Raw genomic sequence first — 23,848 nt, 5'->3', positions numbered from 1 at the left:
GAGATGGCTGCAAATTTTGAGAGGGGAGCAGGCTTCGCTTCAAAGAATAAATACATCGATCGGCCAGAGCGGACAATCCAGGGAGAGGCATCCGTGCAAGACGCCTCTCCCGAGCGCACCGGCTTTCCGCTTTCTGCGTTCCATGGATGGTTCGCCCTCAGCTTTTTGGAAGCTTCGAGCTTCCAGAAAGCTTCAATGGCCGAACCGATTACGCCTTTGGTTGATCGGTCGGCGGTTGCGGAGGCTCGCGGTGTTGCTCCTCTCCCATCTGTTTGACCAAGTCTTCGAGGTTCGCCCCACCCGGCAACTTGATCTGCTCCAGAATGGTGCGCAGATTTTCCCGCAACACGACCGTCGCCTTCTGGGCGAACTCTTGTAGCTCGGCGTCGGTGGCCTGCCCGCGCGCGCGAATGCGCTCCACCAGCTCGTTTACGGTCTTCTGAATGTCCGCCTCCGCGATCTCGCCGCGCTCGATCATGCGCGTCAGCAGCTCCGAGATTTCATCTTTGGTCAACGCGATGGCGCCGATGCCGAGATGCAGCGCCTTTTGCCCCATCATGATCAGGTTGGCCGCCTGGACGATGGCTTCGTTGCGTACGTTGAGAAGCATTTCGTTCAATTGTTCGGGAAGGAGCGAACGATTCTGTTCCTCGGTCATGGTGATGCCATCCTTTCGTGAAAAATGTTTATCCCTGATTCCCTTGCCGCCTGGCGCATAGACATCCGCTCTATCTCTGTCGATGCTCTATCTCTTTCGATACATCTGCAACGCTCGTTTCAGATGCCCGCCGCTGGCCTCCAACGCAGCCCGCGCTTCTTCGCCGCCGGCGCCGGTCAGCAGCGCGAAGGCCGCCGCCTTGACCGTGCCGTGCGCCTCCAGCGCCGACTGCGCCTGTTGGGCATCGACGCCGGTGATTTCGCAGAGAATCCCCACCGCACGCGCGCGCAGCTTGGCATTGGAGGGCGCCACGTCCACCATCAGGTTTTCATACACCTTGCCGAGTCGAATCATGGTGGCGGTGGAGATCATGTTGAGCACCATTTTCTGCGCCGTGCCCGCCTTCATGCGCGTCGAGCCGGTGATCACCTCCGGCCCGCATAAGACGACGATCGGATAGTGCGCCGCTTTCTCCATGTCGGTGTGAGGATTGTTGACGATGCAACCCACTTTAGCGCCGACGCTGCGCGCGTAGCGCATGGCGGCCAGCGTGTAGGGCGTGCGGCCGGAGGCGGCGATCCCGACCACCACATCTTCGGCGCAGACGCCCAGCGCCTTCATGTCTGCAACCCCCTGCTCGGCGTCATCCTCGACGCCCTCGATCGGATAGCGCAGCGCCGGATCGCCGCCCGCAATCACGCCGACGATCCGCCGCGGGTCGATGCCGAAGGTGGGCGGGCATTCCGAGGCGTCGAGCACGCCGAGCCGTCCACTGGTGCCGGCGCCAACGTAAATCAAGCGGCCTCCGTTGGAGATGGCGTTCACGGCGGCGTCGACCAACGCTGCAATCTCATCAAGCGCCGCCTCGACCGCCAGCGCTACGCGCGCATCTTCGCGGTTGATCAAAGTCACGATTTCGAGCGTCGAGCGCTCATCGATGTCGAAGGTATTGGGGTTGCGCTGTTCGGTGATCAGGCTGTGCAGATCCATGTGGCTGCTTCCCGGCGATGATTTGGGTTTTGGAGACGCTCCTGATTGTGAGCTTCCAATCAAACGGTTAAGGTCCCTTTGGTGCTGGGCACGCCCTGCCGACGCGGGTCGATCTGGGTGGCCGCATCTAAAGCCCGCGCCAGCGCCTTGAAGAGCGCTTCAATCTTGTGATGATCGTTGCGACCGTACAGCACGCGGGCATGGAGATTTAAGCGTCCATGGATGGCGAGCGACTCGAACAGGTGAAAGATCAGGTCCGTGCCCAGCCTTCCAACCGCCGGCGTGGCGAAGTCGCACTCGAATACGCAGTAAGGCCGACCGCCCAGGTCGACGGCGACCAACGCCAGCGACTCGTCCATCGGCGTGTAGGCGTGGGCCGTGCGCACCAGGCCGCGACGTTCGCCCAGCGCCTGGTCCAGCGCCCTGCCCAGACAGATGAAGACGTCTTCGGCCGTGTGGTGCTCGTCAACGTGCAGATCCCCGCGGGCGCGCACCTTCAGGTCAAAGAGGCCGTGGCCGGCGAAGAGGGTCAACATGTGGTCGAGAAAGCCGACGCCGGTGTCAATGTCCGCCTTGCCGACGCCATCCACAAGCAGATGAACTTCGATCTCCGTCTCGCCGGTTTTGCGTTGAATCAAAGCGTCACGCATTGTCAAAGAGATTACTCCTTTGTCGTTGAAGCGCGGTTGAAGCGTTGTTGCGCCAGCGCCCGTTGATCTTCGATCAGATCCAACACCTCAGCAGGCTTCGCCACTCCCAGAAATTGGAATGTGGCGCCGGTGGCGGAGGCCGTCTGGCAAATCACGTCGCCATATTCGAAGATCGTCTGAAAGACGCCGCGACGCTGGATGTTGATGTCCTGGATGTTAAGGAGGCTGGCGATTTTGACGTCGTGGTCAAAGGGCGTCATTTTGGTGGAGTCGATGAGACGCTGATTGGTGACGATCCACAGGTCGTTCTCATAGCGATACCAGTGCAGCGCCGCATAGCCAAGCGCAACCAGCGCAACGATGACGATTAGAATATCCGCCACGAGCTGTAAGCCGCCGCCAAAACTGCGCAGCCACCACCAAATCAAGATGCCAAGGATCAACAGCAGCGCAATCAAGACAAGACGCCCGATTAAGGCGAAAGGATGGCGTTTGATAATGCGGGCGACGACTTCGCCTTCTTGTAACTGAACCGGCAGCGCCATGTTTTCCCTGGCCTTTCTTTTGCAGAACTGTGGTGATTAGAAGACATTATAGCCGGACGGCGTCGATTTCGCGCAGCGCCTCAATCAGCCGATCCGTCTGTTCAGGGCGTCCCACCGAGATGCGGATGCAGTTGTCCAGCCCCGGCTTGTTGTAATAGCGAACCAGGATGCCCTGCCGCTCCAGCGCCTGTTTGATCTCTTTGGCGTTGCGCCCGACCACGCGGCAGAGCACGAAATTTGCCTCCGACGGCTGAGGTCTCAAGTAGGAAATCGTCTCCAGCAGCGCAGTCAACCGTCGCCGCTCCGCTTTCAGCTTCTCCACGGTGGCGCGCAGATGGTCCAGATTGCGCAGGCTCGCCAGCCCGGCCACCGTCGCCGCCACGTTGACGTTGTAGGGCTGCTTGAACTTCCACAGCGTCTCCATCAGCCATGCCGGGCAGACGCCATAACCCAGTCGCAGCCCGGCGATGCCCGCCGCCTTGCTGAAGGTGCGCAGCACCACAAGGTTGTCATGACGCAGCGCCCAGCTTGCGCGGCTGGGATGGTCGGCGAACTCGACGTACGCCTCGTCCAGCGCCACCATCACCGGCAGGCGCAGCAGCCGCGCCAGGTCCTCGTCCGGCAGCCACGTCCCCGATGGATTGTTCGGCGAGGTGAGAAAGAGCAGCTTGACGCGACCGGTTGCTTGCTCCAACACCGCGCGCTCCACCGCCTCGACGTCGACGCTGTAATCGGGCCGACGCCAGACCTCGATCACCTCGGCGCCGGCGAGCTGCGCATCGAAGCTGTACATGCCGAAGGTCGGCGGGCAGTCGACGATGGCGTCGCCGGGGCGCAGAAAAATCCGACAGAGGTAATCGAGCATTTCGTCGGCGCCGTGACTGGGCAGGATATGCCCGGCGGGAACGCCGACATACTCCGCCAGGGCGGCGCGCAACTCTGTTTGCTGTGGATCGGGATAAATGTGATAGAAATTGTATTCCGCCAGCGCTTCGAGCACGGCCGGCGCCGGCCCGTATGGATTCTCGTTGGCGTCCAGTTTGATGATCTGCTCCACGGGCAGGCCGAGGCGTTCGCTGAGCACCTCGAAGGGAACGATCGGAGTGTAGGCTTCGAGTGCGTTCAGCTCGCTGCGCACCAGCCTCTGAACGTCAAAGGCGGGCGGTGGTTGTGTGGCGGAGGGTCGAGCGGCGGCGTCAGAGATCAGAGACATAGTTTTCGTCGTAGTGAATCGATTCCAGAAAGGTTTCCGTTATGGGCGTACAACTCGTTCAAAAAGCCTCAGAATTTCCTGCAAGATGAACGACCAATCGAAAATCGTGATCAGCGCTCCGAGAGTCGCCGTTGGACGGCGGCGGCGTGGGCGGTCAACCCTTCGGCGCACGCCAGCGTCTGCGCAGCCGGCCCGATGGCTTGCAGCGCCTGTTCGTTGAGGCCGACCACGCTGACGATCTTGACAAAGTCCAGGACGTTCACCGGGCTGGCGTAGCGTGCGGTCCCCCCCGTCGGCATGACGTGGCTAGGGCCGGCCACGTAGTCGCCCAGCACCTCGAAGCTGCGCTCGCCCAGAAAGACGCCGCCGGCGTTGCGCACCTGACCGAGATATTGCCAGGGATCGTGCACGAGCAGGCAGAGATGTTCGGGCGCGTAGGCGTTGGCCAGCTCGAACGCTTGCGCCAGCGACTCGGTGACGACGATGCCGCTGTTGCGCGCCAGCGAGCCTGCGATGATCTCGCTGCGCTCCAGCGTCTCCATCTGGGCATGGACGGCCGCCTGCACCGCCTCCGCCAGCGCGCGCGAAGGGGTCAACAGGATGGCGCTTGCCAGCACATCGTGTTCGGCCTGCGCCAGCAGATCGGCGGCGGCGAGCTGCGGGTCGGCGCTTTCATCGGCGATGACCAGCGTCTCCGTCGGTCCAGGCAGGCCGTCGATGCCGACGATGCCGAAGACCTGGCGCTTGGCGAGCGTCGTGAAGAGGCTGCCCGGCCCGAAAATTTTGTCGACGCGGGCGATGGGGTCGGCGCCGAAGGCCAGCGCGCCGATCGCCTGGGCGCCGCCCGCCGTGTAGACGGCGTCCACGCCGGCGATGTCTGCGGCCACCAGGATGGCGGGATGGGGCAGGCCGGTGGCGCGCTGTGGCGGTGAAATGGCTGCAACGAAGGGAACGCCCGCCACACGCGCAGGGACGACGGTCATCATTAACGAGCTGGGCAGCGGCGCCGTGCCGCCGGGAATGTAGACGCCCACGCGCTCGATGGGGCGCACGAGTTGTCCCAGCGTGCCTTCGGCGTCGTTATGAATCCAGCTCGGCGTCGGCTGACGACGATGGAAGGCTTCGACGCGCGCCGCCGCCAGCCGGAGAGCCTCCACCACCTCGGGGGCGACCGCATCGTAGGCGGCGCGGATCGCCTCCGGCGGAACCTGCAGCGCCGCCGGCGCTGCGCCGTCGAGCCGCTGCGACCATTCCAGCACGGCCGTAGCGCCACGCGCACGCACGTCGGCCAGAATGCGTCGCACCGCCTCCTCCGGTCCGATCCGTTCCCCGAAAAGCTGTTCAATGCGCTCCAGCACGGCGGGGGGAACGCTCACCTCGTCCCATGCCGTGCGCCGTAAAATCGTTCGCCTCGCAGACTCAACATCGAAAATTTGCATCGCCGAAACCTTTCTGTTGCGCGCTGCGTGTTGCGCATTGCGCGTTGGAGTCAAACGAAACACGCACCACGCAACACGCACTATCCATTCCGCACCATCTTTCACGGATCGCTGCAGTCGCGTCGGAAGCCGCAAACGGTGCAGGTGATTTTGCAATGGCGCTTGACGACCGGACTTCCGCACACCCAGCAGCGTTCGTCGTCATCCTCCGAGGGTTCGTACAAATGCGACGTCGCCGCCCTCTGAGGTTGCGGGCCGGACGAGGCGACGGACGCCGTCGCTGCGCCTGGTTGCAGCGGGTAGAAGACGGCGTCGTATGCGCACAGCCGTCCTTCCTTGTAGACAAAGCGCGCCGAAAAGAAACGATCCTGGTCGAGCCAGGGCAAAAAGATGCGGTCACCCTCCCACAGCGGCAGCGCAAGCAGGCGATCGTTGTCGATCCATTGCAGCGCGCCCTCGGCGGAATCGATCAACGTCCCGGTAAACGTGTGCGCCACGAAAACAAAGGCGTACCAATGCTCATCGGCGCGGAAGTCGGGAAAGGTGAGGATGCCGCGCAATTCTGGGTTGTGAATGCGCAGCCCGCTCTCTTCGTAGACCTCGCGGATCGCGCACATTTCCGGCGACTCTCCCGGCTCAAGTTTGCCGCCCAGCCCATTCCATTTGCCTTGATGCATGTCGCCGGCGCGCTTGATGCGATGCAACATCAGCGTCTGTCCCGGCCGCCTGACGTACACCAGCGTCGCCAGAATGTTCGCCATCGAATGATCCTTGCCCGGTGTGCAGTTGCCTTGTCATCCCTCTCGTCTTTTTCTTCATAGTACCCTACCTCGCTGGCGATGCACAAGCGTACATGGTACACTGATGCACATGCCGGCCCGTGAACGCATTCGCTCCACGCGAGCTTTGATCTTACGTCGTCGCGACATCCATGACGCCGATCGCGTCTTGACCGCGCTGACGCCCGGCGAAGGCAAGCTGGAGCTGATCGCCAAAGGCGTGCGCAAGACGAGCAGTCGCAAAGCCGGTCACCTGGAGCCTTTCGTCCATGTTGCGCTGACGCTGGCGCAAGGCAGCACGTGGGACATCATCACCGAGGCGCAGACCGTGGAGAGCTTTCGCCATCTACGCAGCCACCTGGAGGCCATCGCCGCCGCCAGCTACATCTGCGAGCTGGTCGACGCTTTCACCGGCGAGGGCGAAGACGCCCATGCGATCTGGGACTTGACGCTGGAGGCGCTGCGCATCCTCGATGAAGCGGCGGCCTACAACGCAGCGCCGGCGAATTTGCTCCCCTGGTTCGCCTTGCACCTGCTCAGCCTGACCGGTTTTCAGCCCCAATTTTTCCGGTGCCTCGCCTGCGACAAGGAGCTGGAGCCGACGGTGAATTTCCTGGCGCTCGCCGAGGGCGGCGTCCTCTGCCCTCAATGCGCGGCCCAGCGCAACGACGCCGAGGCGTTGGACGTGGACGCGCTCAAAGTGTTGCGCTTTTTCCAGAGCCGTCCTTGGACCACAGTTGCGCAGGTGAACGCGCGACCGGCGACCTTGCGCCGCGTTGAGAACATTTTGAATCGCTATCTCATCATCGTGTTGGAGCGTCAGGTGCGTTCGACGCATTTCCTGCGTCGCCTGACGGCGGCGCACATCCCGCAATCGTGAGGAAGCTCATCTATGCACATTCGCGACTATCAGGCGTGGCTGGAGGCGTGGGATCGCGCCCGCACCTGGGAGCAGGTCACATTGAGCCATACGCTTCTGCATGCGCTTGAAGAGCTTGGGGAGATCAGCAAGATCGTGCAAATGATCGAAGGATACCGCGATCCTTCGCCCGCCGATCTCGAGCGCCTGCGCGAGGAGCTGGCGCTGGAGCTCAGCGACCTCCAGGTCATGCTCTTTAAACTTGCCTATCTCTGCGGCATCGACATGGAGGAGGCGATGGCGCGCGGGCAGCGCAAGGCGGACGAACGTTTTCCCAACCCCGCCGACGGGCCGGCCGAGCGCGAAGCCTACTGGGCGCGCTATCAGGCCTACCTCCGTCGCGCCGGCCTCGAAGCGTAAGGCGCTCCTCTTTTCCCATCCCATTCAGAACAAATTTAGAACAAACGTGCGTTTGGGGTCTTGACATCGCACAGATGTTCGTGTACCATTTGGGAAAGTTGGGAAACAAACGTTCTGTTTGGGATAATGCGATTGGGAAAGCGCCATGAACTTCTCCGACCTTTCTGAACGCCAACAACGGATTATTCACTTCATCGTCGAATTCACGCGGCGGAATCACTACCCGCCGTCGATCCGAGAGATCGGCGACCATGTCCACATCAGCAGCACTTCGGTGGTCAAGTACAATCTCAGCAAGCTGGAATCCTATGGGTTCATTTCGCGGGCGCCGGACAAGAGCAGAGGGTTGAGCGTCAATTTTCCGGCGCTGCTGGCGAGCGGTTATCCCCTTCAACAAAACGGCGAGTCGCTTCAAAAAGCGGCATTCGTCGAGGAAACGTCCACCCCCCAGAGGGCGCCGGAGCTGGAATATGACACAGCCGATGAGTCGCCTGTAGAGCGGGCGTCGTCGCGGCGTTTCCGCGTGCCGATCCTGGGCAAGATCGCTGCAGGCTCGCCGATTGCGGTCAATCCCAGAGAGGCGTATGACCCGGAGGACTGGATTGAGCTGGCCGAAGGGCTGTTGAACGTGCCTGCAGACAATCTCTTTGCGCTGCGCGTGCAGGGAGATTCGATGATCGACGCCAGCGTGCTCGACGGCGACATTGTGATCTTGCGCCATCAGGAGACGGCCGAAGATGGGGACATGGTGGCGGCGTGGATTGAAGGCGATGAGGAGACGACGCTGAAATTTCTGCAGCGCGAAGGCCCCAATGTGCGGCTGATCCCCGCCAATCCGAACCCGGAGTATCAGCCGATTGTGCGCCCTGCGGACAAAGTTCGCATCAACGGCAAAGTCGTCTCCGTCATTCGCGTGTTAAAGTAGAGACGTTCCATTGCATAAAAAAAGCGGGCGCTCTGCCCGCTTTGTGGAGAGGCGTTGGCTGCATTTTTGAGACGACGCACCGGTTAGCTGGCGGCCGCGTCAACGCATGCCCTGTCCAAGCGCTTACGCATTGGCTGCGTTTTCGAGATAACGCACAGCATCGCCGACGGTGATGATTTTTTGCGCATCTTCGTCGTTGATCTCTCCGCCGAACTCTTCTTCAAAGGCCATGATCAACTCGACGAGATCGAGGCTGTCGGCCTCGAGATCCTCGCGAAAATTGGCGTCCATGGTGACATCTTCTGCGTCGACCCCAAGTTGATCGACAATAATTGCTCGGACTCGTTCAAAAGTGCTGTTTTCGCTCATAATCGTAATCTCTCCTCTTTTCAGTGCCACTGCTCGGATGTGTTCTGGTTTTGTTGCATCAACGCCCGATGGCTTTCATTCCCGGCAGGGTCATTGGCAAAATCGTAACGGCTATTGTAGACCAGTGTAAAACTCCCTGTCAAACATACGGCGTGTCTTTTTTGCTTTGAAAGTTCCAGACCGCCAGAGAATAAAGTCATCGGCGTTTATTGGACTTCGCCGAAATTTCATAACACCGTTTGCACGGAGAAGTTGCGCGCTTGTCGGCGGATTGGGTGCGTTTTTCCTGCGGGAATCGTACGGCAACGGCGCTGCAACAAAGTCTTGTATACTGAAAATTGAATTGTCTGATGGGATGATTGGTTCAACGCTCTGAGAAGCGTCCGACACTCGTCGATGGGATTCAGCGGTTTTTCTACAGCTGTCGGTCGTTTGGCAGAGTTGTGAAGTTTGAGGGGAGCTTACTTCACAATTCGAACCAGCACCTCCTTTGGTTCCTCCTTTGTACAGGCCCGCCACCGCTTATGCGGTGGCGGGCGCTTTTTTAGCAATTCACATCCTTGAAATTGCGTATAGTGATAGCAAGGCAATTTGCGAACCTGGTTTCTGCATGAGCCATTTTTCGTATAACGAGACCGATTTGGCCGGCGGCGATCGCTGGTCGCCGCCTTTCTCTCTCCGAATAAGGGAAGCTTCTCTTCTGCGACCCCGATGGATGCAAGATGTTCGCCGCCTCCTCCAGGAAACTCTGAGCTTTCTGGAGGAGGGTTGTTTATACTGGCAGGTCAGGCTCGCCCCACAATTTTGCATAGTCATCGTCCGCCCCACTTGCGTCCCTGAGGATATTTCAGATAGTCATCGATCTGAAATGTTTGTTGAAAATTTTCCCTATTGCGCATAAGGAACTGCAATGCTATGATCGCCAGCGATAGCCGGAGATCTGCTGTGCTCGCCATCGCGCAGCAGCGTCATGATTGCCATCGCAATTGCCATCGAATAGGAGGACATCATGTGGCGTCATATCCGTTTCCCTCTTGCCAGGTTGTTGTCCAGGCGCTCCCTACGGCAGTTCCATGGCCTCAGCCCTGGCGCTCAACGCAGCGTGAGCCTGGTCGTCGTTCTTGCCATCGTCGCCGGCATTGCGGCGGTGATCGTCCAGCCCGCCTCCACGAGCGCTTCGCTCACCAATCTTCTGTACAATGGCGGTTTTGAGCAAGGGTTCACCCATCAGCCGGGCTGCGGCGCCGTCGGCAGCGGGTGGCAGTGCTTCACCAACGGCGGCGCCGTCCATTATGGCTTTTATGACGACCAATGGGATCGCGTGGTTGCCGAGGGCAGCCACAGCCAGATGATCGAGCTGAACACGTACGGCATAATGCTGGGAGACGCCGACCGGTACGCCGGCATCTACCAGACGGTGCCTGTGGTCGCTTGGGGGGAATACACGCTTAGCCTCAAAGGACTGATTCGCACCACCAATCTGGAGGGCGACCCGTGGCGTTATCGGGTGCAGGTGGGGTGGACGTTCGGCCCCTACCCAGACTGGACGCGCGTCACGAACTGGATGGACGTGGGCTGGGACAAGTATTATCTGCGCACCGAGCCTGGTGCCTTCAACAGCTTCACCACGCGCCTGCGCGCAGAGGCCAGCCACGTGACGGTGTATGTTCGCGTCTGGAAGAAGTGGGGTGTGCCAGAAGAAGAGCTGGACGTCAACCTGGACGCAATTTCGCTGGTGGGCCCCGCTCCGCACGCGCCTCAGCATCCGCCGATCCTGCCCGTATATGGCGGGGTTGACCCGCTCGACCCAGGGTTCAGCGCGCAGCCGCCGATCGAGGCCACTCCTCCGATCTATCTCATTCCTCCAGGCGTCTGCGCAGGCCCCAATCTGGTCTACAACGGCGACTTCGAGGGCGGCTTCAACGCCGTCTCCATCGGTCATGTCGGCGCCAGTTGGGGCTATTTCACCAACGGCGGCGGCGCAGAGTACGGTTTCTACGATGATCAGTGGCCGCGCGTTGTGGCGGACGGCCGACACAGTCAGCTCATCGAGATCAACACCTGGAACCGATACCCCGTCGACAACGATCGTTACGCCGGCATCTATCAGTACATCAAAGGCCTGCACCCGGGCGCCACCTATGAGTTCAGCATGAAAGGGCTGCTGCGCGGAGAAGGCAACGAGGACGATCCCTATCGCTTTGCGGCGCAGTGGGGCTTCTTGCCCGGCTACAGCGGCGACTGGCAGGCGGTGAGCAACTGGACGGAGATGAATCTGGGGCCGATCGGCGCGCGCACCGATCCAGGGCCGATGGTGCATTACTCGATGAAATTTGTAGCGCCCGCCTCGGAGATCACGCTCTTCATTCGCGGCTGGAAGAAGTGGGGCATTCCCAACGTCGAGATGGACTTCAACATCGACAGTGTGGCGGTTGTGGCCTGCGGCGGTTCTGGCGGCCCGGTGGCGCCTCCTGTCGTGCACCCGAAGCCGCCGATCGGCGAGTGCGGGTGGGCGCCGGACTGTGAAGATCTCTTCCCGCCGATTGTCCAGCCGGTTCCACCGATCGCCGAATGCCAGCCGGGCGTTCCGGATTGTGCGGCGCTGTGGCCGCCGTCTGGGCCGGGCGGCGCCTGCACCTATGTAGTGCGCCCCGGGGACACGCTGGCCTCGATTGCCCATCGCCATGGCGTCAGCCTCTCCCATCTGATCGCCGTCAACAACATAGTGAATCCAGACCTGATTTTTGTCGGACAGGTGCTGACGTTGCCCGGCTGTTCCGGCGTGGTTACGCCGCAGCCGCCGATGGTCAGCCCTCCTTCGGCGGGGCAGACCTACGTCGTGCGTCCGGGCGACACGTTGAGCCAGATCGCTGCATGGCGCGGCGTCTCGGTGGACTATCTCTGTCAGCTCAACGGCCTCAAAAATCCCAACTTCATCTATGTTGGGCAGGTGCTAATCATACCGTGAGCACACGGGTTGATTAGATAGACTCCTTCGATGGCAGTGCAGGCTGCGGTTCCGGCTCCGCAGCCTGCACTGCATCCTAAGGAAAGCGGCGGCGCTGTGCGGAGCGCCGCCGCTCTTTTGCGTCAAAATGGTGCGCTCGAGGATCGAGCTATTCTAATGGGCTGACCCACCGTTCTGTTTGATCGCCTTCGGCCACCCATCCTTCGATGTCGCCGCTGTCGGAGCGAATCTGGAACCAGGTGTAGCCGCTGGCCTGTTGGGGGCCGCCCATCACCGTAAACTCCTGACCGGGGTTGACGCGCGTGATCAGGCGGGCGTCGGTGCCGGGCGTCTCGCGCACCGAGAGTTGGCCGGTGCTCATCGTGATGCGCACGCGTTCGCCCACGCGCGGAGAGCGGTTGACAGGCTCCGGCTGGCCCATCTGCGGGCTGAGCAAGTCGGTTTCGCCGTCGTTTTCCACCGACCAGCCGATATTGCCTTCACCGTCGTCCAATTTCCACCAGCGGTAGCCATCCGCCTCGACTGGCCCATCGATGACGGTCACCCTCAGGCGCGAGGGGAGATAGCGCACGAGCGCAGCGGAAATCGTCGGCTCCTGGCGCATATTGACGCCGTTGGGCGCCACCACGCGCGCCGGCTGCCCGATCATGAGCGCTGTCCCGGGGATCGGCGTCGGCGTGAACGTGGCGGTCGGCTCTGGCGTGGGGGTGTCGATTATGAGGGGCAGGATCGGCGTCTCAAGCGCCACCGGGCCGCCTGATGGGCCGCTGGGTTCGACGCTCTCGGTGCTCGGAGGGGTCGGCGTAGGCGTCGGGCGATCGGCGAAACTGCCGCACGCCAGCGTAGGCGCTCCCCATATCAGAGCGACTGCAAACAATATGCGTAGCCTGCTGCGTCGTCTTTTTCCCTCGCCGGGCGAGGCAATCGAAGCCTTGTTGTTCATAAAACGAAATTATATCGCATTTACGTCCAGCGCGCTATACTTGTATTAAACGAAATCTCAATGAGATGGACAAGTTCCGGTGTTCAGAGCGTGATCGCTTTCAGCCATTGGATATGCGGCAGCGCGCTGATCTGGGCCTGCAGCTCGGGTGTTGTCGGTTCATCGGTGCCGAGCGCCATGATGGCTTCGCTGCGCGGGGCGCGGCGGCCGACGTGCATGAAGCTGATGTTGACGTCGGCGTTGCCCAGGATGGTGCCGACTGCGCCGATGATGCCCGGTCGGTCGTTGTGCAGCGCCAGCAGCACATGGCCCGACGCGGGGAAATCCACCCACAGATCGTTGATGGCCACGATGTGCGGCTCTCCCTGTAAAATGGCGCCGCGCACGGTCCAGCGCTGGGCGCCCGAGGTCGAACGCAGCGTGAGCAGGCTTTCGTAGGCGAACTCGCGCTGATGTTTTTTGCGTTCGATCAGGTTCATGCCTCGCTTTTCCGCCAGCAGCGACGCATTCACCAGATTGACGCGCACCGAGACGACGTCCGACAACATGCCTTTGATCACCGCAGCGCGGATGTAGCTCAGATCGAACTCGGCGAGATCGCCTTCGGCGGTCAGCTCGACGTCGCCCATTCCCTGCGCTCCGAGCTGTTTCATGAAGCGCCCCATGCGCTCCGCCAAATCGATGTAGGGCACCAGAAACTCCAGGTCTTTGGGCGGAATGATGGGCGCGTTGACGGCGTAGCGCGCCGGTCGGTCATTGAGCACGTCGAGCACCTGAAGCGCCACATCTTCGGCCACCTTTTCCTGCGCTTCGACCGTGCTGCCGCCCAGGTGAGGCGAGAGGATGATGTTTGGGCAGCGGCGCAGCGGGCTGTCGGCGGGAAGCGGCTCCTGTTCAAAGACGTCGAGCGCTGCGCCGGCCAGCCTGCCCGACTCGATGGCTTCCACCAACGCCAGTTCGTCGACGACGCCCCCACGCGCGACGTTGATCAGGCGCGCCGTCGGCTGCATGAGCGCCAGCCGTTCGCGGTTGATGAGGTTGCGCGTCTGCGGCGTCAACGGCACGTGCAACGTGACGAAGTCCGACCGCGACAGCAGCGTATCCAGGTCGGTCAGCTCGACCCCGCGCTGGTGTGCATATTCGGTGGTGACGTAAGGGTCATAGGCCAGCACATGCATGCCCAGCCCCTGGGCGCGGCGCACGACCTCCTGGGCAACGCGCCCCAGGCCGATGGCGCCGAGCGTCTTGCCGCGCACTTCCACGCCCATGAATTGGTTGCGTTTCCACAGGCCGGCGCGCACGTGGGCGTCCGCCTGTGGAATGTGGCGCGCCAGCGCCATCAGCATGGCGATCGTGTGTTCGGCGGCGGCCACGACGTTGCCGGTGGGCGCGTTGACGACGATGACGCCGGCCTGGGTGGCGGCGTCGACGTCGATGTTGTCCACGCCGACGCCGGCGCGACCGACCACGCGCAGCCGAACGCCAGCGCGCAGCACTTCCGCCGTCACCTGGGTGGAGCTGCGCACCAGCAGGGCGTCATAGTGAGGGATGATTTCGATCAATTGTTGAGGCGTGAGGTCGGTGCGCACGTCGACTTCGATGTTGGGCGCCGCCAGCAGCGGGGCCAGCCCGGTTTTTGACATGCTGTCGCTGACAAGAACTCGAAAGTGTTCAGCCATGATTGCACTCCGGATATTGTGTGAGAGGGTGACAGCGCTACATGGATTCCGGTGCGCTGATGCCCAAAAGGGTGAGAGTTTTGACCAGGACGATGCGAGTGGCCTGACAGAGCTGAAGCCGCGCTTCGCTCAACGTCGGGTTGGAAGGGTCCACCACTCGACAGTCCCGATAGAAGCCGTTGAAGGTCTTGGCGAGCTCCACTGCGTAGTGGGTGAGGTTGTGGGGGGAGAGTTTTTCAACCGCCAGCTCGATCTGTTCTTCCAGCTCGAGCAATTTGCGGATCAAAGCCAGCTCGGAAGGATGCGTCAAAAGCGCAACGTGCGGCGTGGCGCCGGCGGCGGGATGAACGCCTTCGCTGTTGGCCTTCACCAGGATCGAGCAGATGCGGGCGTGGCTGTATTGCACGAAGAAGACTGGATTTTCTTCGGTCTGTTGTTTCGCCAGATCGAGGTCGAACTCGATCGTGCTTTCAGGCCCGCGCGTCAGCAGGTTGAAACGCACGGCGTCGGCGCCGACTTCGTCCACCACCTCGCCGACGGTGATCAGGTTGCCGCGGCGCTTGCTGAGTTTGACCTCCTGTCCGTTGCGCATCAATTTGACCAGGCCATGCAGCACGATGGTCAGCCGCGAGGGGTCAAGCCCGAGCGCCGCCATCACTGCGGCCATGCGCGGCACATGGCCCTGGTGATCGACGCCCCAGATATTGACGACGTGGTCGAAGCCGCGCACGACGAATTTATGGTAATGATAGGCGATGTCGGAGGCGAAATAGGTCGGCATGCCGTTGGAGCGGATCAGCACCATGTCCTTGTCAACGTTTGGGTATTTGCTGGCAAGGAACCAGGTGGCGCCGTCGCGCTCGACGACGTCGCCTTGGGCGCGCAGCTTCTCGATCACCTCGTAGACGAGGCCGCTGTCGTAGAGGGATTGCTCGCGGAACCAGCAGTCGTAGCGAATGCCGAGCTTGCCGAGCTCTTCCTGGAGGGCGGCCAGCACGATCTCCTCGCTGATCGGCTTCAGTTGTTCGATTGCCTCGTCTTTGGGCATGTGCAGGAAGCGGTCGCCATACTGTTCGATCAGGGTTTGCGCATAGTCAAACATGTACTCGCCGGCGTAGCCATCCTCCGGGATCGGCTCATCACGGCCGAAAAGTTGGGCGTAGCGCGCATAGAGGGTGGCGGCGAAGAGGTTGAACTGGTTGCCGGCGTCGTTGACGTAGTATTCGCGCTGCACGCGATAGCCCGCCGCCGCCAGCACATTGGCGAGCGAGTCGCCCAGCGCGCCGTTGCGGGCGCCGCCGTAGTGGAGCGGGCCGGTGGGGTTGGCGCTGACGAATTCGACCTGCCAGTGCTCCCCGCGACCGCGGTCGAGATTGCCAAAGGTTTCGCCGGCTTCTACGATGGCGTTGACCTGCTCTTGCAGCCAGCGCTCTGAGAGATGGAGGTTAATGAAGCCGGGGCCGGCGATCTCGACGCGACCGAGCAAGCCATCTGTTGGGATATGCTCCACGATCGCCTGAGCGATGGCGCGCGGATTGCCGGAGCCTCCTGCTTTACGCAGCGCCGCCGCAGCCATCATGGCGACGTTTGTGCTGTAGTCGCCGTGATCGGCCTGCTTGGGACGCAGCACCTCAACGGAGAGCGACTCCAACGCCGGCAATTGGCCGCTCGTTTGAGCTGCGTGGATCGCTTGTTTAAGCAACTGTTGAATTTGTTCTCGCACCATAAAGCAATTGTTAAAGCAATCGTTAAAGGAGTCGTTGTCGAATCCGCTGTTCAAACTTTGGTCATGTCTCTCCAGTTGGGCCCGACTTCTACATCCACTTTGAGCGGGACAACCAGGTGATAGGCGGTGGACATTGTCTCGCGCACGAGGCGCACGGCGTTTTCCACTTCCTCGGGCGGCGTTTCCAGCACAAGCTCATCGTGCACCTGAAGCAGCAGTCGCGTGCGATAGCCGCCGTCCTTCAGTTGTTCGTATAGTCGGATCATGGCGATCTTCATGATGTCGGCGGCTGTGCCCTGGATCGGTGCGTTGATGGCGGCGCGTTCGACGGCGGCGCGCTGACTGGGAGGCAGTCGCCCGCTTTTCAGTTCGGGGAAAAAGCGTTTGCGCCCCAACAGCGTCTGCACGTACCCTTTTTCGCGCGCTTCCTCCAGGATGCGATCCAAAAAGGCGCGGATGCGCGGGTAGGTTTGGAAATATTGGTCAAGGAACTGGCGCGCCTGCTCGCGCGTCAGTTCGGTGCGGCTGCTCAGACCGAATTCGCTGACGCCATAGATGGTGGCGAAGTTGATCGTCTTGCCGAGGCTGCGCTGCTCGCGCGTGACCGCTTCGACGGGAACGCCGAACAGTCTGGAGGCGGTGACGGCGTGGATGTCCTGGTCCGCCTGGAACGCCTCGATCAGCAGCGGCTCATTGGCCATGTGCGCCAGCACGCGCAGCTCGACCTGGCTGTAGTCCGCCGAGATCAGCTGCCAGCCGGGCGGCGCGACGATGGCGCGGCGAATTTGGCGGCCGATCTCCGTGCGGATCGGGATGTTTTGCAGGTTGGGGTTGCTGCTGCTGAGCCGCCCGGTGACGGCGCCGGTCTGGCTGAAACTGGTGTGGACGCGGCCGGTCTGTGGGTTGACCAGCGCAGGAAGGGCGTCGACGTAGGTGCTGCGCAGCTTTTCGAGCTGGCGGTGCTCCAGGATCAGCTCGATGACGCGCTGCTGCGCCGGCGAGAGGTCGTCGCCGTAGGCGGCCAGCGTTTCGAGCACGTCGGCTGCCGTGCTGTAATGGCCGGACGCCGTTTTTTTCAACCCTTTGGCCGGGAAGCCCATCTCCTCAAACAACACCTGGCTGAGCTGCTGGGTGCTGCGCAGATTGAATTCGTGGCCGACGACTTCGTATAGAGCCTGCTCCAATTCGTATAGCCGTTTGGAGAGTTCGGCGGACATCTGCTTTAGAAATTCGACGTCGAGCAGCACGCCCGCCATTTCCATGTCGGTGAGCACAGGCAGCAGAGGGCGCTCAATCGTGCGATAGAGCGTATCGAGGTTGGCTTCCTTTAGCTTCGGCTCCAGAATTGCGTATAGCCGAATCGTGGCGTCCACGTCGGCTCCACAATAAGCCGCCGCCTGTTCAAGCGGCGTCTGGTCGATCGTGATCTGCTTGCGTCCGCTGCCGATCAGCTCGGTCAGTTCGGTCATCTTCCAGCCCAGCTCGGCTTCCGCCAGCGCCTTGAGGCCGAGCGAACGGCTGGCGGGGTCGAGCAGCCAGGCCATCAGGAGCGTATCGTCGAGCACTCCTGCGACGTCGAGGCCGTGGCGGCGCAGCACGATCAGGTCGTATTTGGCGTTGTGCGCGACTTTCGGCAGCGCTGCATCGGTGAAGAAGGGGCGAAGCGCCGCCGCTGCGTGCGACCAGTCGAGCTGCGCTCCGGCGGTGTGCGTCACGGGAATGTAGGCGGCCTGTCCCGGCGCCCAGGCGACGCCCAGGCCCACCAGCGCTGCTTGCATGGCGTCGGTGGCGGTGGTTTCGACGTCGAAGGAGAGACGCTCCGCTGTGCGCAACGATTCGACAAGGTTCGCAAGCGTCGCCTCGTCTTGCACGATCAGAACGTTGCGTTCACCGTCGAGCGCCAGAGGCGCCGCAACAGCCGTCGCCGCGCCGAAGAGCGCCATCTGCCCAGACGATTGCTCTGCAACGGCGGGCGTCTGCGCCGAGTTTTGCGGCGAAAGCGGCAGCTCCTTGAGCAGGCTGCGAAATTCGAGTTCGTGGAACAATTCGAGCACGGCGGCGGGATCGTAGGTGCGCGCAGCGCACTGCGCAAGGTCAAAGTCGATGTCGAGGTCGGTGTGGATTGCGACCAGACGGCGGTTGCGCATCACCTGCTCGCGCGCTTCGCTCAACGCCTGTCGCAGCTTGACGCCGCCGATCTCGTCCAGGCGCTCGTAAATGCCTTCAAGGGAGCCATACTGCTGCAACAGCTTGATGGCGGTCTTTTCGCCGACGCCGGGCACGCCGGGAATGTTGTCGGAGGCGTCGCCGGTCAGCGCCTTGAAATCGATGAACTGCTGGGGCGTGAGGCCGTAGCGCTCCCGGACCTGTTCGACGCCGTAGATGGTCGTGACAGGGTTGGGTCCGCCCGACGTATAGAGGATTTTCACCCGCTCATCGACCAGCTGGAACATATCGCGATCGCCGGTCATCACCAGGACGTCGTGACCTTGCGCCGCCGCCTTGCGCGCCAGCGTGCCCAGGACGTCGTCGGCCTCGAAGTCCGGGTAGGAGATGATCGGGATGTTGAACGCGCGCAGCAGGCTTTCGATGCGCTCCATCTGTGTGCGCATGTCATCGGGCATCACTTCGCGCGTCGCCTTGTATTGAGGAAATTCGGCGTGACGCCAGGTCTCCCCTGCGTCAAAGGCGACGATGATGCAATCGGGGTGATAGTCGCGCAGCGCGGCCAGCAATTTGCGTGCAAAGCCATAGACTGCGCCGGTCGGCTCGCCCGCGCGGGTGGAAAGCGGCGTTTTGATGCCGAAGTAAGCGCGATAGGCCTGAGAATGGCCGTCGATCAGCAGTAGAAGCGCCATGATGGATGTTCCGTTCTGGGCGGCGCGGCGATCGATGCGTCCGTCGCGTTGCCCACCGCCTCCGCCCCTGCGCAGTGCAAACGCCGACGATGCAGGGGAGAGCCGCTCATTCGATTACGAGGGCGCCCTCTTCCACCAGCGCCATGATCTGGGGATATTTGAGAATCGAACGCAACGTGCGCATCCGCCGACCGGCGTCCAGTCGATAGCGTCCGGCGGGCAGGTCTAGGATGAGGTTTTTGTTGCTTCGATTGACAAGGACAATGATGTCATCTGGATTTTCCTTCCAGGTGTATTCTTGTATCTCGTTGTGCTCCCTGAGCTTGGTCATACCCATCCTCTTTTACGATACATACGGTTCCCATGCTACGAAGCCCTGGCGACAGGCGCCAATCGTCAGTTCATTGTACCCGCCTATGTGTATTTTCGACAAGAAGCTCTGGAAACAGGATGCTTTTAGTTGTATTGGGGCGATGGAAAGCGCACTAGCGTCCATGAGCGACTGAACGAAAAATTTTCATCGATTTGCGCGCGCTCTTTTTGGGTGGGGGGGACTTTTTAACAGGAAAGGCGCGCAGCAGACGCTGCAGACGTCGTTGCACCCGTGGCTTAGAGGGGCGGTTTTGCCAGAGCGAGACGCCTGCCATCATAGCAAAGCTCGCTGTGTACAGCAGCATGAAAATGGCTGTAAACCACCCTTGCGAAACCACGATCAGCCACGTCGCCCACATTGCATAAAACATCAAGCCGATTTCCATCAGTAGGACGCGGTCGAGAGGGAGCGCGTAATTGCTGTTGCGCCAGCGATCTTGCGCATGTTCGACGCGAAATTTGGGTGTGCGTTGAAATGCACCGCCGCGGCTGCGCAATCCTTGCCAGACGGCTAATGAGTTGTTGAGACAGACGCCTATTCCCAGGAGCATGAGAAGCGGCAAATAAAGCCAATGGCGCCACCATTGGGAACCATAGAGCCTGCGTTGGCCGATTGCATAGAGCAACGGTGGGCCGAGCGAGGTTAGCCCAAGCAGGGGCATGGGCGAAGGCAACTCGCCCTTCAGCAATAGGAGCGGTGGAATGCTCAGCAGCAACAGCAGCAACATTGGATGGACCAGATAGCTGCCTAGATGGATCAGAGCGAACAAGCGGACGACCAGCGGACGCTCACTGCGCCAGACGCGTGCGCCGAGTTTGCGCAAGGTCTGGATGCTGCCTTTGGCCCAACGGAACTGTTGTCGCTTATAGGCGCTCAGTTGCGGAGGGATTTCCGCAGGGGCCGCGACATCGTTGAGATAGCAAGGTCTCCACCCGGCCAGCTGCGCACGATAGCTGAGGTCCAGGTCTTCGCAGAGCGTATCCTCCTGCCAGCCACCGGTCTGTGGATCTTCGATGCAGGCGCGACGCCACACGCCGGCCGAGCCGTTGAACCCAAGAAAGTAATTCGCCGCCTGTCGCCCTTCCTGTTCAACTGCGAAGTGTCCGTCGAGCGCCAGGGCCTGACTTTGCGTGAGTGGGGAATACTCTCGATTCAGATGTCCCCAACGGCTTTGCACAAAGCCGATCCTTCCACCTTCAGGCTCTAGGAAAAAATAGGGGATCGTGCGCCGCAAGAAATCGGGCTCCGGTCGAAAGTCTGCATCGAAGATGGCGATGAAGTCACCTGTCGCCTGCGGCAAGGCATGCGCCAGCGCGCCGGCTTTGTATCCTGTGCGGTCGCTGCGCCGCACGACCGAGATGTTGCAGCCTTGTTCGCGCCAGCGGGCTGCACAGCGATCGACGATAGCAATGGTTTCGTCGGTGGAGTCATCGAGCACTTGAAGCTGCAATAGATGGCGTGGGTAGTCCAATTGAGCGCACGCGTCAATCACGCGCTCTGCGACGTAACGCTCGTTGAAGATGGGTAGCTGGACAGTGACGGCGGGCCATGCAACCGGCTCTATCGGACGCTTCGTCGGGGACGTGAGGCGAGCCTGCTGCCAGACAAGCCAGAGCGCATGGAGGCTGTAGACTGCCAGCCCTGCTGCGCAGACCAGATAAAGAAACTCAAGTCCAAAGACGATGATGTGCAGCATATCTTGCCTAAATATACTGTGTTGCCAGGAGGCTATCCAAATGTGATATACTCTGGATACATTGCGTTTGTTTTTCCAGTCCTGGACGGCGCCGACGAAAGGTCGTCGGCGCCGAGGTCCGTACGCCTGCGCTTTGATTTGGATAGGAGCCTGGCATGAAAATGCAGTTCACATTTGAGCCCGCTGCAGAAGTGCTCGCTCCGGAGGCACTTCAGAACATCGTCGAGATGTTCGGAGACGAAGACGCCGACGCCATTCTGGAGCTGATCGACACCTTTTTGGTGGAGTCCACCAAACAATATGAGGAAATGCGTGCGGCGCTGGCGGCGGGCGATTGGGTGAAGTTGCATCGAATGGCGCACAGCCTAAAGTCTAGCAGTGCGACGTTCGGCGCTATGCGCCTTTCGCAGGTCGCCGCTTTTATCGAAAAGGTCGCCAAGGCGCAGTGCCAGGAAGCCGACTGTGCGGCGCTGTTGGATCTGTTGGCGACCGAGCATGAGGCGGCGTGCGCCCAGCTTCGCCAGGCGCGAGCGCGTTTCGCCGGCGAAGACGCCGGTTCATGAAGGAAAGACCCCACAAAATATTTCACCAAACGCAAAGGGCGCAGAGCCAGCTGCGCCCTTTGTTTGTTTGCTGTGAACGCTCCGGACGATTCCGGCTTACTCTTCGCTCGCCTCTTCCTTGTGCTGGGCGATGATCTCGGCGGCGATGTGGCTGGGCACCGGCTCATAGTGATCAAACTGGATCGTGTACACCCCGCGCCCCTGCGTCATGGAGCGCAGGTCGGTGCTGTAGCGCATGATCTCCGCCAGCGGCACCATGGCGCGCACGACGGTGCGGTTGTTCTTTTGCTCCATGCCGAGCACGCGTCCGCGCCGCGTGTTGAAGTCGCTCATCACGTCGCCCATGTATTCGTCGGGCACCGTCACCTCGACAATGTAGATCGGTTCGAGCAGGACGGGGCTGGCCGCCTTGAAGGCGAGTTTGAAAGCTTCGCGGCCCGCCGTCTGGAACGCAATGTCCTTGGAGTCCACCGGATGTTCCTTGCCGTCGTAGACGACCGCCTTGACGTCCACCACCGGATAGCCGGCGATCACCCCGCTTTCCATGACCGATTTGATGCCCTTTTCGATCGAGGGGAAGAAGGAGCTGCTGATGGCGCCGCCGAAGACTTCGCTGGCGAATTCGTAGTTGCCGCCGGGAAGCGGCTCCAGGCGCATGTGTACTTCGGCGAACTGGCCGGCGCCGCCGGTCTGCTTTTTGTGGCGATATTGCGCCGAAGCGACCTTGGTGATGGTCTCCTGATAGGGCACCTTGGGCATGCTGGTCTCCACATTGGCGCCGAATTTTTGCACCATGCGGTTGACGGCGACGTCTACGTGCGTTTCCCCCATGCCCTGCAGCACGGTCTGCTTGGTCGCCTTGACGTTCTGATAGCGCAAGGTGGGGTCTTCCTCGCAGATGGCGGCCAGCGCCGGCCCCATCTTGCTGCTGTCGGCCTGCGTCACCGGCGCCACCGCCACCGAGTAGAGCGGATGCGGATAGACGGGCGGCTTGATGGTGAGCACCTGATCGGCCGTGCAGAGCGTGTCGGTGGTCTGCAGGTCGTCCATCTTGGTGATGACGCCGATGTCGCCGGCGACGAGTTCATCGACGTTCTGCAGCTCTTTGCCGCGCACGTTGAAGAGATTGGCGACGCGCGCGCTCTTGCCGGTGCGCGCGTTGACGACCTGCATATCTTTGCTGATTTTGCCGGAGAACATGCGAATGAAGCTCATGCGCCCGACGTAACGGTCGATCAGCGTCTTGAAGACGGCGCCCGCCACCGGTCCGTTGACGTCGCACTCGAGCTGAATCTCTTCACCGTTCTTGAGCGCCGGCACGCTGCGCTCGTTGGGCGCGGGCACGTAGCGCCGCAACGCCTGCATCAGTCGTTCGAGGCCGATGCCTTTGAGCGCCGTGCCGCAGTAAACCGGCGTGATGGCGCAGTTCTTGACGCCGACGTGCAGCCCATGGCGCACCTCGTCGACCGTTAACTCCTCTCCATCCAGGTATTTCATGATCAGCTCGTCGTCGGCTTCGGCGGCCGCCTCGACCAGCGCCACGCGCGCCTCTTCCGCCTCCGCACGATATTCCTCCGGAATAGGAGCCTCCTTGCCTTCCGGCCCCAGGTACGCCTTCATTTCGATCAGCCCGATGACGCCTTGAAAGGCGTCGGCTGAGCCGATCGGAATCTGAAAAGGGACAATCTTTTCATCGCCGAGCGTCGTGCGCAGGCTCTGCACGGCGTTGGCGAAGTTCGCATTTTCCCGATCCATGCGGTTGACGAAGATGATGCGCGGTTTTTCCAGCTCCCGCAGCCGCTCGTATGCAAGCTCCGTGCCCACCTGGCAGCCGGAGACGGCATCGACGATCACCAGCCCAGCCTCGGCCGCAAACAGCCCGCTGATCACTTCGCCGACAAAATCTTGATATCCAGGGGTGTCGATCAAATTGATTTTGGTGTTTTCAAATTCAATTGGAATCACCGACAAATTGATCGAAATGCCACGGCGGTGCTCCTCAGGGTCCCAGTCCGAAACTGTAGAGCCGTCCTCCACGCGCCCCATGCGGCTGATGACGCCTGTCTTGAACAACAACGCTTCGGTCAGCGTCGTTTTGCCTGCCCCGCCGTGGCCGAGCAAAGCCACGTTGCGGATCTGCTCCGTTTGATACTTTGCCATGTAAGCCTCCAAACCATCGATGAATGACTGAAAGA

Annotated in this window: 19 protein-coding genes and 1 pseudogene; 5 read left to right on the top strand and 15 right to left on the bottom strand. The window is 61.2% G+C overall.

Annotated elements, in window-relative coordinates; all coding sequences use genetic code 11:
• Positions 1 to 208: 208 nt before the first annotated feature.
• From Q0367_RS04440 to Q0367_RS04410, 7 genes and pseudogenes are all read right to left on the bottom strand, one after another.
• The gene (locus Q0367_RS04440) at positions 209 to 658 is read right to left on the bottom strand and encodes a hypothetical protein (RefSeq protein WP_297632217.1); all 450 of its coding nucleotides are present in this window, start codon (positions 656 to 658) and stop codon (positions 209 to 211) included.
• An 87-nt stretch (positions 659 to 745) separates the two neighbouring features.
• Positions 746 to 1,648, bottom strand: a complete 903-nt coding sequence (gene murQ / locus Q0367_RS04435) for an N-acetylmuramic acid 6-phosphate etherase (RefSeq protein ID WP_298981095.1) — start codon at positions 1,646 to 1,648, stop codon at positions 746 to 748.
• Between the two features lie 59 nt (positions 1,649 to 1,707).
• The gene (gene hisB, locus Q0367_RS04430; protein ID WP_297632996.1) at positions 1,708 to 2,298 is read right to left on the bottom strand and encodes an imidazoleglycerol-phosphate dehydratase HisB; all 591 of its coding nucleotides are present in this window, start codon (positions 2,296 to 2,298) and stop codon (positions 1,708 to 1,710) included.
• Positions 2,299 to 2,309: 11 nt separating this feature from the next.
• Entirely contained in the window at positions 2,310 to 2,843 is a 534-nt protein-coding gene (locus Q0367_RS04425) for a PH domain-containing protein (RefSeq protein WP_297632211.1), read from the bottom strand.
• Positions 2,844 to 2,889: 46 nt separating this feature from the next.
• The gene (gene hisC / locus Q0367_RS04420) at positions 2,890 to 4,056 is read right to left on the bottom strand and encodes a histidinol-phosphate transaminase (RefSeq protein ID WP_297632208.1); all 1,167 of its coding nucleotides are present in this window, start codon (positions 4,054 to 4,056) and stop codon (positions 2,890 to 2,892) included.
• A gap of 110 nt (positions 4,057 to 4,166) precedes the next feature.
• Positions 4,167 to 5,495, bottom strand: coding sequence for a histidinol dehydrogenase (gene hisD / locus Q0367_RS04415; RefSeq protein ID WP_298981094.1), 1,329 nt, complete (start codon positions 5,493 to 5,495; stop codon positions 4,167 to 4,169).
• Positions 5,496 to 5,818: 323 nt separating this feature from the next.
• Positions 5,819 to 6,256: pseudogene (locus Q0367_RS04410) on the bottom strand (8-oxo-dGTP diphosphatase); the annotation flags it as partial.
• Positions 6,257 to 6,365: 109 nt separating this feature from the next.
• On the opposite strand from Q0367_RS04410, the gene recO reads away from it, so the two are divergent.
• The 3 genes from recO (at position 6,366) to lexA (ending at position 8,478) form a co-directional block, all read left to right on the top strand.
• Entirely contained in the window at positions 6,366 to 7,154 is a 789-nt protein-coding gene (gene recO, locus Q0367_RS04405; protein WP_298981092.1) for a DNA repair protein RecO, read from the top strand.
• A gap of 12 nt (positions 7,155 to 7,166) precedes the next feature.
• Positions 7,167 to 7,553 carry a MazG-like family protein gene (locus Q0367_RS04400; protein WP_297632198.1) on the top strand — a complete coding sequence of 129 codons (387 nt, stop codon included), beginning with the start codon at positions 7,167 to 7,169 and terminating at the stop codon, positions 7,551 to 7,553.
• Between the two features lie 145 nt (positions 7,554 to 7,698).
• A complete protein-coding gene (lexA, locus tag Q0367_RS04395) occupies positions 7,699 to 8,478 on the top strand; it encodes a transcriptional repressor LexA (protein ID WP_298981091.1) in 780 nt (259 codons plus the stop codon).
• 123 nt (positions 8,479 to 8,601) lie between these two features.
• Here the strand turns inward: lexA and acpP are convergent, their stop codons facing one another.
• A complete protein-coding gene (gene acpP / locus Q0367_RS04390; protein ID WP_297632192.1) occupies positions 8,602 to 8,847 on the bottom strand; it encodes an acyl carrier protein in 246 nt (81 codons plus the stop codon).
• A 1,009-nt stretch (positions 8,848 to 9,856) separates the two neighbouring features.
• On the opposite strand from acpP, the gene Q0367_RS04385 reads away from it, so the two are divergent.
• Positions 9,857 to 11,815: a LysM domain-containing protein gene (locus Q0367_RS04385; RefSeq protein WP_298981090.1), complete on the top strand. Its 1,959-nt coding sequence runs from the start codon at positions 9,857 to 9,859 to the stop codon at positions 11,813 to 11,815.
• A 148-nt stretch (positions 11,816 to 11,963) separates the two neighbouring features.
• Here Q0367_RS04385 and Q0367_RS04380 read toward each other — a convergent pair whose 3' ends face one another.
• The 6 genes from Q0367_RS04380 to Q0367_RS04355 form a co-directional block, all read right to left on the bottom strand.
• On the bottom strand, positions 11,964 to 12,692 hold the full coding sequence (locus tag Q0367_RS04380) for an SH3 domain-containing protein (RefSeq protein WP_297632186.1): 729 nt from the start codon (positions 12,690 to 12,692) through the stop codon (positions 11,964 to 11,966).
• Positions 12,693 to 12,841: 149 nt separating this feature from the next.
• Complete coding sequence (gene serA, locus Q0367_RS04375; protein ID WP_297632183.1) at positions 12,842 to 14,437, bottom strand: phosphoglycerate dehydrogenase; 1,596 nt, start codon at positions 14,435 to 14,437, stop codon at positions 12,842 to 12,844.
• Between the two features lie 37 nt (positions 14,438 to 14,474).
• Positions 14,475 to 16,163 carry an arginine--tRNA ligase gene (gene argS / locus Q0367_RS04370; RefSeq protein ID WP_298981089.1) on the bottom strand — a complete coding sequence of 563 codons (1,689 nt, stop codon included), beginning with the start codon at positions 16,161 to 16,163 and terminating at the stop codon, positions 14,475 to 14,477.
• Positions 16,164 to 16,213: 50 nt separating this feature from the next.
• Complete coding sequence (gene polA / locus Q0367_RS04365) at positions 16,214 to 19,021, bottom strand: DNA polymerase I (protein ID WP_298981088.1); 2,808 nt, start codon at positions 19,019 to 19,021, stop codon at positions 16,214 to 16,216.
• Between the two features lie 106 nt (positions 19,022 to 19,127).
• Positions 19,128 to 19,352, bottom strand: coding sequence for a hypothetical protein (locus tag Q0367_RS04360; protein WP_297632172.1), 225 nt, complete (start codon positions 19,350 to 19,352; stop codon positions 19,128 to 19,130).
• A 154-nt stretch (positions 19,353 to 19,506) separates the two neighbouring features.
• A complete protein-coding gene (locus tag Q0367_RS04355) occupies positions 19,507 to 21,090 on the bottom strand; it encodes a glycosyltransferase (RefSeq protein ID WP_298981087.1) in 1,584 nt (527 codons plus the stop codon).
• 155 nt (positions 21,091 to 21,245) lie between these two features.
• On the opposite strand from Q0367_RS04355, the gene Q0367_RS04350 reads away from it, so the two are divergent.
• Positions 21,246 to 21,653, top strand: coding sequence for an Hpt domain-containing protein (locus Q0367_RS04350; protein ID WP_298981086.1), 408 nt, complete (start codon positions 21,246 to 21,248; stop codon positions 21,651 to 21,653).
• A gap of 96 nt (positions 21,654 to 21,749) precedes the next feature.
• Here the strand turns inward: Q0367_RS04350 and fusA are convergent, their stop codons facing one another.
• Positions 21,750 to 23,813 (bottom strand): elongation factor G, encoded by a 2,064-nt coding sequence (gene fusA / locus Q0367_RS04345; protein WP_298981085.1) that lies wholly within the window; start codon positions 23,811 to 23,813, stop codon positions 21,750 to 21,752.
• Between the last annotated feature and the right edge of the window lie 35 nt (positions 23,814 to 23,848).

Origin of the sequence: uncultured Caldilinea sp., from assembly GCF_937128415.1 — a bacterium.
Lineage (GTDB): Bacteria > Chloroflexota > Anaerolineae > Caldilineales > Caldilineaceae > Caldilinea.
The sequence above is the reverse complement of the archived record's forward strand: the minus strand, read 5'-3'. Positions and strand labels throughout refer to the sequence as shown.

Coding starts and splice junctions, on each gene's coding strand:
- Q0367_RS04440 (WP_297632217.1), bottom strand. CDS start 658: ATGACCGAGGAACAGAATCGTTCGCTCCTTCCCGAACAATTGAACGAA.
- murQ (WP_298981095.1), bottom strand. CDS start 1,648: ATGGATCTGCACAGCCTGATCACCGAACAGCGCAACCCCAATACCTTC.
- hisB (WP_297632996.1), bottom strand. CDS start 2,298: ATGCGTGACGCTTTGATTCAACGCAAAACCGGCGAGACGGAGATCGAA.
- Q0367_RS04425 (WP_297632211.1), bottom strand. CDS start 2,843: ATGGCGCTGCCGGTTCAGTTACAAGAAGGCGAAGTCGTCGCCCGCATT.
- hisC (WP_297632208.1), bottom strand. CDS start 4,056: ATGTCTCTGATCTCTGACGCCGCCGCTCGACCCTCCGCCACACAACCA.
- hisD (WP_298981094.1), bottom strand. CDS start 5,495: ATGCAAATTTTCGATGTTGAGTCTGCGAGGCGAACGATTTTACGGCGC.
- recO (WP_298981092.1), top strand. CDS start 6,366: ATGCCGGCCCGTGAACGCATTCGCTCCACGCGAGCTTTGATCTTACGT.
- Q0367_RS04400 (WP_297632198.1), top strand. CDS start 7,167: ATGCACATTCGCGACTATCAGGCGTGGCTGGAGGCGTGGGATCGCGCC.
- lexA (WP_298981091.1), top strand. CDS start 7,699: ATGAACTTCTCCGACCTTTCTGAACGCCAACAACGGATTATTCACTTC.
- acpP (WP_297632192.1), bottom strand. CDS start 8,847: ATGAGCGAAAACAGCACTTTTGAACGAGTCCGAGCAATTATTGTCGAT.
- Q0367_RS04385 (WP_298981090.1), top strand. CDS start 9,857: ATGTGGCGTCATATCCGTTTCCCTCTTGCCAGGTTGTTGTCCAGGCGC.
- serA (WP_297632183.1), bottom strand. CDS start 14,437: ATGGCTGAACACTTTCGAGTTCTTGTCAGCGACAGCATGTCAAAAACC.
- argS (WP_298981089.1), bottom strand. CDS start 16,163: ATGGTGCGAGAACAAATTCAACAGTTGCTTAAACAAGCGATCCACGCA.
- polA (WP_298981088.1), bottom strand. CDS start 19,021: ATGGCGCTTCTACTGCTGATCGACGGCCATTCTCAGGCCTATCGCGCT.
- Q0367_RS04360 (WP_297632172.1), bottom strand. CDS start 19,352: ATGACCAAGCTCAGGGAGCACAACGAGATACAAGAATACACCTGGAAG.
- Q0367_RS04355 (WP_298981087.1), bottom strand. CDS start 21,090: ATGCTGCACATCATCGTCTTTGGACTTGAGTTTCTTTATCTGGTCTGC.
- Q0367_RS04350 (WP_298981086.1), top strand. CDS start 21,246: ATGAAAATGCAGTTCACATTTGAGCCCGCTGCAGAAGTGCTCGCTCCG.
- fusA (WP_298981085.1), bottom strand. CDS start 23,813: ATGGCAAAGTATCAAACGGAGCAGATCCGCAACGTGGCTTTGCTCGGC.